This window comes from Treponema zioleckii (assembly GCF_014737315.1).
In the GTDB taxonomy this organism is placed as follows: domain Bacteria; phylum Spirochaetota; class Spirochaetia; order Treponematales; family Treponemataceae; genus Treponema_D; species Treponema_D zioleckii.
The window spans coordinates 19,082-31,559 of the sequence record NZ_JPUF01000048.1; the positions used below are offsets into that span (position 1 = coordinate 19,082).

A 12,478-nucleotide genomic window follows, 5' to 3' on the forward strand; every position below is an offset into this window, starting at 1 on the left:
TCCTCCATTATTTTATATCTGATGAAAAATCAAAAAGAGAATCAATGTTATTGTCGCTATCCAAAAAGTTACTCCCTGAAGTTGCTTGTGAAAAAATATAGAAATCATCGATTTTTTTATTCAATTTGTATTCAAGTCCTGCATCTTGTAGAATCTGCAAAATATCAGAATTTTCATTCCGTGAAATAACAAATTTTGGCTTATTTTCTTTAATTTCTTTTGCGAAAATGCCGTTCATTTCTTGAGTCATTGGCCAAGGCCTGTATGCAAAACGAGAAGCTGCCCAACGATGGGATTTTGTATAAACCCAACAGTCATTTGAATCGACAATAATTTTTTCCGATTCTTCTGTATTGTTTTGTATATACTCAACTAGTGCGTAGCTAATATTTGTTCCACTACTTTTCCATGAGATTTGTTTTGATTGTTTGGAAAAATATGGACATAGAATAAATATAAAAAGCCCTAAAATAGCTGCAATGCTGAGTAATGGATTAAATTTTAACTCTTTAAATATAATTTCAATGAGATTTGCAATCGGTAAAACCATAAACGGAATTAAAACAGTTGCATAATGAGAAAAATTATTGGCAGGTGATACAACTATAAAAAATGCGAAGAAAAATCCGAGCGCATTTATGCAAAATATGTTTTTATAAAATTTTTTCTCTCGATTCAAATAAATAGCTATAAAATGCAAAACTAAAGAAAGTTTTACAATGTCATTATTAATAAAAAATTCTATTGCATTTATTTTTTGAGCAAAATCTTTCTCTGCGGTTGCATATCTTATGTTGTATAAAAAGTAGTCCTTTATAAAGTCCGAAAAGTTTCCTAAGCAAATAAAGTAGACTGCAACTGGTAAAAGAATAATAAAACTACCTGTAAAAAAATAACCTACATAAGTCCATAATTGTTTATATTTTTTTTCACGTATTTTTACTAGTAAAATATACACACAAAATAAAACCCAAAGAAATACTAAATTTGGTCGCAACAAAAAAGTAAACGAAAACATACTGCCGACGAGCATGATTTTTAGTTTGGTCAAATCCTTTTGTTGATGTACAAGCCTTAGGAATATAAATTGTGTTAAAAGGATGTATGGCAATGCATAGTTTTCTGTATAATTTCCAAAGCCAAAAGTCTCTATCAGATAGGCGAAAGAAAGTAAAACAGAAATCAAAGATGCAGTTCTTGAAAATACCAATCTTGCAGTTTTAAAAGCAAAAAGCATAGCAAGAAAAATTGATAGAAATTCAATTAACCAAATACCTGTATATTCATGCAAGGAAAGTCCTATCGCATTAATAAAATATAACAGCGGACCTTTATGGTCAAAAACATCAGTATAAAGCCTTCCTCCATTGAGCAGTACTTTTGCAACATATATAAATACATGGGAATCCACCCAAGGTATAACTTTACTATAAGGCGCAAGAGTACTTTGCATTGTGATGAACACTGCATAAAATGCAAGAAAAGTGAAAATAAGAGCATTTCGACATTTTAGCCTTTGCAACAATTTATCCATCATACCATCTCCTTGATCTTCTCAAATTCTTTCATCAACGCATTTACTTCGGTATCTGAAAAGTCAACCCAACCAGTCTTAATTACTTTTTCCAGCAAGGCTGAAAGTCTAGATATATCAGAGCAGAGATAAACATTTTTTGAATAAAAACTAACGGAGTTCTGAGTTTTCCCAGTTGATGTTGGCAAGACGATAACCGGGGTTTTCGCTAAGAGCGCAAAAATCATTCCGTGCATTCTGTCTGTAACGACAACTTTACTGCTTGCATAGAACGCAAGTTCTCGCCTTAAAATCTTCTCAGCATGTCCGTGTATAAAATCAGGATTCAAAGAAAGAACAGTGTCTGTAGATTTGTAAGAATAGCCACAATCATCAAATATTTTGATGCAATCCTCAGACGAAACAAGATTTTCCTTATCAAAATCTCTTTTTACAAAAAGCACATCCCTTTCAATGTCAGAGTCACATACGACAACTTTGTCATACAAGAAATGCACAATATCGGGACACAACATGATTTTTGTGTTCTTGAATATGGATTTTGCATATTTTGCAGAATACTCATCTCTTGCAAGCAATGTCACTTGTCCGTGTATATCAGAATATTCTGCAAATTGATTTGCAACTTCTTCGCTGCTGAAAGAAATTGTTGTAGGAAACACAATGATTTGTTTGTCTGAAAAACAACTTATCGCAGATTTGAATACGAAAGATTCATTTTCGTACAAATCAGATATACGAATTCCACCTTGAATTATTATTTTATCATGCTCCCTCATGTTTTCGTTTATTGTTCGATAAAGGGATACAAGATCATAACCAATCCACTTTGGAGAAGGAATCTCTATGATTTTATGTGTTGGATAGTATTTTTTACACCATGCTTTTATTGCAATAGTTTGGGCAATATCTCCGAGATTAGAACTAAACGGAGTACCGAGTATGTAAATACACTGCAACGAAACATTCATCTGATACTGCAACGAAACATTCATCTGATACTGCAACGCAGAAATCAAATCCTTGGTATGCCCCTCGCTGTCCCAGATGTTGTTCTGAACATTTTGCATCAGTTCACTGTTTGAGCTGGCAACAAAATCCCTGGTATGCACCTCGCTGTCCCAAATAGATGCCTGCAAACTTTTTATAGAAGATATAACATCTTTTTGGAGCAACTGAACAAGAGGCTTGAATAGTCTTAATCTTTTTTTTAGAGTTGATTTGATTTTTCGTTTTTATGCGAATTCCAACAGAAGATTTTTCTTGGATTTCAGTAGCAAAACCGTTTCCTTTTGCCCATTCAAGCCGTGCTGTCAGACATTTATGTAAAGCATATTTGTCATAAACTTTTTTCTTTTTATTTTTTTCTTCGATAAGAGAGAGCAAAGCTTCTTCTTTTTTTTAAGAGCTCTTTTCTATCACTTCTAGAATAATCTTGAAATGGATTTTTCCACCCGGAAAGAAGAATCAAATCACTGTCTTTTATTGTGATTTCCAACTTTTTAAGAGTACGGGCAACTATTTTCTGTTCTTGTTCCAGAAGAATTTCCATTTTTGAAGCTGTTATGTTGTCTCCGTCCCATCTATATTCACCAAGAATTTCTGGGATGTTGTAGAACTTAAGCTTTCCCACTGCTCGTGACCATAGCTCAAAATCCTCAGCTGCAAAACTTTTGTCATAAAAGAAATTGTTATCAACAAAATCTTTTTTACGGAACATTATGGTCGAATGACAAATATCACATTTAAAAATAGTCATTGCCTTGATTTCTTCAGGTGTTTTTACAGGCGCATGAATATAGTTTCTCTTTCCAAAATGTCGCTGCCATGTTCCACAGAGAGAAATTTCAGGATTTGATTCAAGAAATTTTACCTGCTTCTCAAACCTTGTGTCAGGATAAACATCATCGGCATCAGCACGGGCAATATAAGTTCCCCTTGCAAGCTTGATTCCTTCATTGAGAGAGTCTGCAAGCCCCAGTTTTGTTTTGTTTTGGATAATATGGATTCTTGAATCTGAAAATTGACTTACAAGTTCTACAGTCTTGTCATCAGAACCAAATTCATTTACAAGAAGAATCTCAAAATTCTGAAATGTCTGCAAAAGAATTGAGTAAATCGTGTCCTGCACATATTTTTCACTGTTGTAGGTTGGTATCACAACAGAAACTAAAGGAGACTCATATTTATCATTCTCATTTGAAAATTTATAGAAATCAGTATGAGCAAACAATCCTCGTTCAATCGCCGCCTGCACTCTGCCATCAGAAACAAATTCAGAATTATAACGATAGCATTCCCATGCGCGCATCCATCTTTTATGCAACGTTCGGAACAATGGATAAATACCAAACTGCTCGCGAGCATCTTTGTTCCACCAAATCTTTTTCAGAAGGATATCCAGAATGACAAGACTATCAAGGGCATTGTCCACCGAGTCTTCTTTTTTATAAGTATGCACACAGAGCATACTTATATCTTCCTCAGAAAAATGAAGCCCAAGTCGCTCAAATGCTCTTTTTTGTACCGAAAGATAATTTTTTACACCCTCATCACCACCAACATTAGTTGCATTTTTGCTGTGCATTCTATAGCGATATAAGCTTTGGTCGGTAATATTAGCGTACTTTAACGAATATGCGGCTCTTTCAAAGAATTCATAATCTTCTGTGTAATGAAAATTCTTATCATAACGAAGATGCTGTTTTTCAAGGCTCTCTTTTCTAATCATAATCGTTGGATGTACGAATGGTGTAAAAAACAGAGTATCGCTTTTCAAAGTTTCCGAGTCAGTTTCGACCTTCCACTCCCAATTTGCTTCTCCAAACAAAGTTGGCTTGATGCCACAAATATCTATATCTGTGTGCTGCTCCATGTACTCATGCTGAATAGCAAGTCTGTTCGGTGCACATATATCATCTGCATCCATTCGGGCAATATATTTACCTTTTGCATTATCAATTCCAACATTCATACTCGCAGATATGCGAAGGCGTTCTGTGTTTTGAACTATTTTTATACGAGAATCTTTTTTTTCATAATCTCTTAAAATCGTAGTTGCTTTCTCATTTGAACCAAATTCATTGATTATTATGAATTCCCAGTCGGAAAAAGTTTGATTGATGACAGAATCAATTGCTTCATTCAGAAAAGCTTCACCATTGTATACAGGCATAATTATTGAAATTTCAGGCATTTTTTTCTCCCCCTTGTAAAGATTTTTTTATCCATACCAAAAATGCTGTAAGAGGTTTCTCGATAAATTCATGTACACCAATTGCGACAATAAGATTCAGGCAAAGATACAGAATTGTCACGATTGGCTGCAACTTAACACTTGGATAAAGGCAAGTAAAAATATTGCTGCAAAATGATTGCATTATGTAAAATGAATAACTTATTTCTTCTAGATACGACAGTTTTCTATTTTTTAGGACTCGTGAAACAATTCCGCAATTTTCTGCGAACATAAATACAACAAGAATAAATATTGGAATAAGCACAATAAGATTAAAATTGTTGCTTTCACGTACCAGAAGCATTTTGAAAAAAAATAGCAGTGCACAAATTTCAACTATTGAAAGAAAGGTTTTTGGTAATTTTCGAATTTTATCTTGTGCTTTTTTATACACAAAATATGCGAATATGCCCAAAGACATTCCCGCCATTCCTCTAACAATTGGAAATGGAATAACATTGAAAACAAAGTTTGTCGGCGTATTCGCAAAAGATATAGAAAAAAATAATATAGAAAAAAACAGTGCAATACCCCAATAAACTTTTTTTGCATATTTAATGATAAAGTAGAGAACTACGGAGCAAATTAGAAGAGCGGAAGCGTACCAAGCAGGACCATTTATATATTTAAGTCCTGCAATTCCTGTTGTTTGTAGCATGGGGATCTCAATAAGAAAGGATTTTAAATGATTACCATCCAATATCCAGTTTTTGAAGTTTCCGCCGAACCAAGTCATTGTATAAATGCCTGGAAGCAGAACTGTCCCTGCGATGAATGCTGGCCATAGCCGAATAAATCGGTTAGAAATCATTCCTGAAAAATTCTGCAATGGATTTTTCAGCAAACTTTTTGTAAGTAAAAATCCGCTTAGAACAAAAAAGAATTCGAAGCAAAGAAAGGCGCAGGAGAAAATCTGTACAGTAGGACTAAAGCGATAGTAGAGTTCCCAGTGATAAATTGCGATTAAAAATGTTGCAATGACTCTCATACCGACCATACCGTTAGCATGCCCCTCCCTGTTTTCTTGTATAGTTTTTTTATTATTTACATAACAAGTTGACAGGGATGATTTACCAAAAATCCAACCAACAAATGGAATCTTTGAGAATACATAGCAAATTGCCAAGCTAAAAACAAAATTTATGATTGTCGCAAAAAACATCATTAAGACAGAGTTTGAATTTGCCTGATATATATTTGTTTTATCCAAAATTGCTTTTACAAGTAAATGTGCAAAATAAATTCCAACAGAAAGTTTAGAAATACTTGCCACTCGATTTTTTATACTTTCTGAAAGTTTGTTAAAATAGGTTTCGCATGACATGAACACTGTAAACATAAACGCTGCAAACATGAACACAGGGGCAGTTCCATACGCACCTATGAAATTTTTATGAGGCGTTTCGCCAAATATAAAACAAGAAGCTTCTCCAAGAATTATGAATAAAAGTGATACCGCAGAACCAAGCAAAGTTTTTCTTAAAGGAAGTTTTTTCTGTAAAAGCCATGCACCAAGAACAAACAGTCCAATTTCTGGGAATCCCCAAGTAAACCAAAGCGATATATAATTAAGTCTAAATAATCTTGCAATAGTAAGTAAAATAACTGGAACGACACAGACTAATACAAAAGCATATTTTTTTATAGTTTCTGCGGAAGTTATAAAAGTAAGGCGTATTATCGGAGAAAGAAAATATAAACCTATAAGAGGATACATAAACCAAAGATGATAATATTGTGAGGTATATAAACTTTTGAAAACTGCTGTGATTGAAGATCCCTGCAATGCTCCAAAGTAAGCAATATAAATGCCACTCCAAATTATCAAAGGAATATAAACACTTGGTATTCTTTTTTTTACCAATGATAAAATGGATTCATTCTTTGGCAAAATAAGAGCACCTGACAGCATGAAAAAACACGGAACCGCAAAGGTTGTAAAACAATTAACGATTAGGCTTGGAATCCACGCAACCAAAGAATCACTATAATTTCTTTCGTACAAAGAACTCGTATAATGCAAAAATATAACGGTGAATATACATGAGATTCTTAAAAAATCCATCCATAAAGTTCGTTTTTGCGTTTTATTCTGATTTTTAGAATTATTTTTGTTGAGAATAAAAAAAAGTTGTATCAACATGAATACAATTCCACCAAAACTCATCGAAGAATATTCCCTAATTTTATCCCATGAAGAAATTCCTGAAGAGCCTAGAGAAACGCCATAATCTTCAGCATCTGAGTCAGAATAAGTATCTACAATAATTTCATCTGTTTCTGTTTTTATTAGAGCCTTTCCATGCCATTTATTCTTTTCAAAAACTACGGTTTTATCTTTACCTACTGGTATTTTAAATGAAATTGAATTGGACATAGAAACAGGTCTATCAAAAGCTTTCCAATAGCAAGCGCCTGCATCATAATCAATCCAGCCAGAATCAGAGTGCTCCAAGTTCTTTGCCCAATACCAAGTTTTATCAACAACGAAACCTTTTATTACAACATCACAGCTTTGAGCATTTTCATTTTTGGTGTTTAAAGCACTAATCGTAACAGTTGGTTGAGGTATCATGCGGTATAAAACTTTTGCTGATAAAATATCAAAAAGATATATTCCTGCAAGAGCTGCTACCAAAGCAACAAAAACTCGTCGCAAGACTATAACAAAACGACTTCTTTGAAATGGAGTTGCTAAAATTATTGCGGCAGATAGCACTAAGATTAACCATGCAAACAACATTTTCTATAAACTTCTCCTAAGAACAAAACGCACAATCTTAAAAATCAAAAATCTTCCCGCTTTCCAAACACCTCCCCAGTACCTTTCCCAGCAAAGCAGCTCTTTTAGATGCCTCCATCTGTTTGGCTGCAATGCGATATGATTCTGCAAATTTATAGCAATACACCTAATGGTATTAGGAAGTTCATTTAACAGAGCAGCAACAAGCCAAGTTAAAAAGAGTTTGTCTATTGGTTTTGCAAGAGCATCAATTTTGTCTTTCGGAAGATACGGAATCTCCCAGCCCAGAAAATATATACACCATACTGCTATGTCCGCTTTGGAAAGATTGTCATAATTTCTGAAAGCCCAATATCGGAATACTGAATCTACCATGTGTATGTGACCACGAAGCCTAAACAGTATATCCTTGTTGAACTCTGCCATGAGCGAGCCGCTTCGAGTCCATGTGTACTGATACAACTCTTCCTTAATGAAGGAGATTCCGTTTTGCACATTTGGAAACGCACAGAGCTGGAACACCTGATCTTCCCCAACGAAACAGGTCTCGTCAAAAAAAAGCTCATTCTCATCAAGAAAATCCTTTAAAAAGGCGTTTCTCCAAACGAATGGGCGTGCGGAGTTTTCCAGAAACAAAGCTTTTTCCGAAAATTTCCTATAAAACTTGTTCCTTGTCTGTAAAACTCTGTAATACCAATCAGATGCCCTCGGTATATCAGGCAAAATTTCCGTACCGAACACAACTATGTCACAAGTCCGTCTCAAAAATTCTTTGTAACATCGTTCAAAAGCATTGGGCAGCAATGCGTCGTCAGAGTCCAAGAAAAAAATGTATTTTCCCGTTGCAGCTTTGATTCCGTCATTTCGTGCCGCCGCAAGATTTATGTTCCGCCCCTGAACGAAAACAAACCTTGTGTCCTCTCTGACAGTTTTCGCTATGATTTTCTTTGAATCATCAAGAGAGTCATCATAAACGCACAGTGCCTCCCAATCATGAAAAGTTTGGGAACGAACGCTTTCGAGACAGCGTTCAAGAGTCGTTGCAGAATTCAGGATCGGAATGATGACGGAAATCTCTGGCATTAAGAAAACCTATTTCTTCAAATGTTCTTTTCCGCAGAGAGTCTTGTAGAAGATGCTCATAATCAGATGGTCGAATACCATGTGAATATCTTCAGTAGTCTGCATACTCATCACAGGAACATGCAACGAAATGTCGCTCATTTCCTTAAGTTTTCCGCCTGAGAAACCTGTCATGCCAATAATTTTGTTACCGCATGATTTAGCGTACTCAACCGCGTTGATTACATTCTTTGAGTTTCCGCTTCCGCTGATTGCGATGATGATGTCTCCTTCCTCCAGTTTGTTTTTTAGCTGGAATCTGAATACTTCCTCAAACCCAATATCGTTCGCAATCGCCATGATTGTGGCCATGTTGTCGTTCAGGCACTGGAAGCGGAACTTGTTCTCGACATACTCGCTGATTCCTTTGTTAAAATCGTTCTGGTAGTGGCTTGCAGTGGCAGAGGAGCCTCCGTTTCCGAAAATATAAATTGTATGCTTTCCCTCGTAAGCCTGGATAATAAGGTTCATCGCATCGTTGATTGCGCTTACATCAAGTTTCGAGAGGGTGTCCTTTTCAAGTTCGATATAGTCCTTAATTGCGCTTGTGTAGTCAGTCATTTTTTTCTCCAATTATTTTTTTTACAACCTCAAGAAGCGAGCTTCCTGTAACTTCAGGTTTTACATTGAACTTTCCGTCTTTTCCTGCCTCTCCAGTCATCACGAGTGCCGTGTGGCAGCCGGCATTGAGGCCTGTCTGGATATCCATGGTCGTGTCACCGACAATCCAGGACGCATTCAGGTCTATGTTGTATTTTTCAGCTGCCGTTTCTAGCATTCCGATGGCGGGCTTTCTGCAATGGCATTTGATTTTGTAAGCTGGATTTTCTTCCGGAAAACCTTTGTCGGGATGGTGAGGACAGAAAAACATATCATCAAGATACGCACCGTCTTTTCCCAAAAGAGTCTCCATCTTTTTATGAATCTCATTCACATCATCAATGGAACACATTCCCCGTGCGACAACAGGCTGGTTCGTCACCACAACGCAAATCCACTCGGACGAGTTTATTTTTTTGATAGCCTCAACAACATCTTTCTCAAGTTCAAACTCTTCGATTTTTGAAATCAGCCCCTTGTAAACATTCAGAGTTCCGTCGCGGTCAAGGAAGATACACTTTTGCTTGTTTCTGAGACTTCTTTTTTCGATGAATCCTGATTCAATGTCTTTTTTGGCAGAGTTAATTCTCTCCACTGTTCCGACATCTTTTACGTATTCCGGGCTTTTATACCCGAATACATCCCTGCCTTCCGCGATAACTTTTGAAAGAATATCTTTCTCCAAATCTTTTTTGGCAGGATTCGATACAAGATTACAAATTTCTGGATTTAAAATATAAAGACCCGCGTTTACACAATTTTTGTACCAATAATTACGCATATTGTGCTTTGAATCAAATTTCAGGATTTTTCCCTCAGAATCAACTTCAACAAGGTCTGAATCAAAAGGATGAGAATTCGGATGTACGAAAAGTGTTGCAAGCGACCGATTTTTTCTATGAAAATCAAACATCCTTCCTAAATCGATGTCAAAAAGGACATCTCCGAAAATCAGGAAAAACGGCTCGCCATCAAGTTTGTTTTTCAGGAAGTAGAAAGAGCCTGCTGTTCCAAGAGGTTCATTTTCTTCTATATATTGAGCCGTTATCCCGAATTTTGAGCCATTACCAAAATAATTACGGATTACATTTCCCAGATAGCCGATTATAAAAATGACATCCGTTATTCCGTTTTTTTTGAGGATTTCAATCTGTCGTTCGAGAAGCGGCTTTCCGAGTATATCGACCATCGGTTTTGGAACTTCGTTCTTTGTTATGGTCGCCAGACGAGTCCCCCTGCCGCCTGCCATGATTACTGCCTGCACTTAAGGACTTCCTCAACGGTCTTCGCCACAGTCTCATCAGAGTTATAGCGGGCTTTCCAGCCTGTAGCGTGAATTTTGCTCAAATCATACTGAAACTTAGGAACGTCTCCTTTCCAGCCGACATTTCCGCCTGTGTAGTTGTATTTAACATCATGCAAGCCCATTTTTTCGCATACGATGTCGGCAATTTTTGTTACTGTTGTGGCTCCATCAACACCAAGGTTGTAGAGAGTGATTCCTTTTTTACCAGTATTCATAAAGCGGACAATTGCCTCAACCAAATCCGTAACATAGATGTAAGGCTTGCATTGGGTTCCGTCTCCGAGTATGCGGAGTTGTGTCGGGTCAGTCTTGAGTCGCTTGATAAAATCGAAAACGACTCCATGTGTAAGGCGTGGACCGATGACATTAGGGAATCTGAACACGAGCACTTCAAAATCATTCATGTAGCTGAAAGCAGAAATGAGAGCCTCGCTTCCAAGTTTCGCCGCACCGTAGTATGAAACCGGTCGCAAATCTGGTGTTGTTTCGGAAAGAAGCTCTTTTTTGTCACCATAGACTGCAGATGTCGATGCAAAGAACATTTTCTTCACATTATGAATCCTCATGCACTCAAGGATATTGAATGTAGTTGTGTAAGTGTTTTTATATTCTACAGAAGGATTCTTTGCGCTTGCTTGAATGTCAGAATTTGCCGCAAGGTGGAATACATAATCAAATTTCTCCTGTTCGAAGATTTTTGAAAGCGCGTCAAAATTGCACAAGTCAGATTCATACATTTTGAATTTAGAATTGCTGCTAAGATGTGCGATATTGTTTTTTGTTCCGATAAAATAGTTATCAACACAAACGACATCATTTCCTTTTTCAAGAAGCAAATCTACAAGATTGCTTCCAATAAAACCTGCACCGCCAGCAACCAGAACTTTCATAAAAAACTCCTACCAATCTTTATTTCCTACATACACGACTTTCGTACCGCTGTTTTCCAAGTCAAAAGAAAGCGGTACCAAATCGCTTAACGCAGCCTTTAAGCGCAATTGCTTTTCTTTTGGGCAATAGAAGAGAAGAAATCCACCTCCTCCAGCTCCCAAAAGTTTTCCGCCTAAAGCTCCGTTCTTCATAGCCAGGTCGTAATATTTATCAATGAAATCATTCGAAATAGAGGATGTAAGGCTTCTCTTTAGCTGCCAATTTTCGTTCAGAATTGCACCAAAATCATCCAGTTTGCCATGTGACAATGAATCCCTCATGTCGTAAACAAGGGAAGTCATCTTTACAAGTGAATTGAATTTATCTTCCTCGGTCGCAACATTTTTATTCTGATCTTTAAGAATTTCACCGGCACTATGAGTAAGACCTGTGTAAAAAAGAAGAAGGTTCTCATTCAACTCTCTTTGGACTGTTCTACTGACAACAATCGGCTCGACCTCCACAGAACCATTCTGTAAAAAACGAATTACTTTTACTCCTCCGACAGCTGTCCCATATTGATCCTGTTTACCAATCGGCTCCCCAAGCTCTTCGATTTCAAGCCGGCAGGCTTCTTCTGCAATTCGTTCCTGAGAGCAGTATTTTCCTTGATAAGCGTAAAGGGCATGAATGAGTCCTACTGTATATGCGCTTGAAGTAGAAAGCCCTGTTCCAGAAGGAACGTCAGCTGTACTTACAATTTCGCACCCCTCAATTCCGTGATCAAGAAGAAGCTGCCGTGCAATCGGATGCTGCAATTTATGAACATCGCTGACATTTTCTGTTTTGCTGTATTTGATTACAGTTTCCCCTTTATTGAATGATGGGTGGATTGTAACGTACATATATTTATTTATGGTTGTTGAAAGAACAGCGCCTTCATGTTTTTCGTAAAAACTTGCGAGGTCGCTTCCACCTCCAACAAAACTGATTCTAAACGGTGTTCGGGTAATTATCATTGTAAAACTTCGAAATAGAAACCTTGTCTTTTTCAAGACAATAGTC

Annotated in this window: 9 protein-coding genes; all 9 read right to left on the bottom strand. The window is 36.7% G+C overall.

The features are described from left to right. Positions 1–7: 7 nt before the first annotated feature. Positions 8–1,537 carry a glycosyltransferase family 39 protein gene (locus JI65_RS12125; RefSeq protein WP_191016994.1) on the bottom strand — a complete coding sequence of 510 codons (1,530 nt, stop codon included), beginning with the start codon at positions 1,535–1,537 and terminating at the stop codon, positions 8–10. Next, positions 1,534–2,604, bottom strand: coding sequence for a polysaccharide pyruvyl transferase family protein (locus tag JI65_RS12130; protein WP_191016995.1), 1,071 nt, complete (start codon positions 2,602–2,604; stop codon positions 1,534–1,536). The genes JI65_RS12125 and JI65_RS12130 overlap by 4 nt, the downstream gene beginning before the upstream one ends. A 287-nt stretch (positions 2,605–2,891) precedes the next feature. Next, a complete protein-coding gene (locus JI65_RS12135) occupies positions 2,892–4,730 on the bottom strand; it encodes a glycosyltransferase family 2 protein (protein ID WP_191016996.1) in 1,839 nt (612 codons plus the stop codon). Continuing rightward, a complete protein-coding gene (locus JI65_RS12140) occupies positions 4,723–7,515 on the bottom strand; it encodes an acyltransferase family protein (RefSeq protein WP_191016997.1) in 2,793 nt (930 codons plus the stop codon). Before JI65_RS12140 ends, JI65_RS12135 begins: the two co-directional genes overlap by 8 nt. A 3-nt stretch (positions 7,516–7,518) precedes the next feature. Continuing rightward, on the bottom strand, positions 7,519–8,598 hold the full coding sequence (locus tag JI65_RS12145) for a glycosyltransferase family 2 protein (RefSeq protein WP_191016999.1): 1,080 nt from the start codon (positions 8,596–8,598) through the stop codon (positions 7,519–7,521). 9 nt (positions 8,599–8,607) lie between these two features. Then, on the bottom strand, positions 8,608–9,198 hold the full coding sequence (locus JI65_RS12150; protein ID WP_191017001.1) for an SIS domain-containing protein: 591 nt from the start codon (positions 9,196–9,198) through the stop codon (positions 8,608–8,610). Beyond that, entirely contained in the window at positions 9,191–10,501 is a 1,311-nt protein-coding gene (locus JI65_RS12155; protein WP_197971946.1) for an HAD-IIIA family hydrolase, read from the bottom strand. Before JI65_RS12155 ends, JI65_RS12150 begins: the two co-directional genes overlap by 8 nt. Then, positions 10,489–11,433: an NAD-dependent epimerase/dehydratase family protein gene (locus tag JI65_RS12160; RefSeq protein ID WP_191017003.1), complete on the bottom strand. Its 945-nt coding sequence runs from the start codon at positions 11,431–11,433 to the stop codon at positions 10,489–10,491. Before JI65_RS12160 ends, JI65_RS12155 begins: the two co-directional genes overlap by 13 nt. Positions 11,434–11,442: 9 nt before the next feature. Next, positions 11,443–12,478, bottom strand: a 1,036-nt coding sequence (locus JI65_RS12165) for a GHMP family kinase ATP-binding protein (RefSeq protein ID WP_207106099.1), incomplete at its 5' end; no start/stop codon positions are given.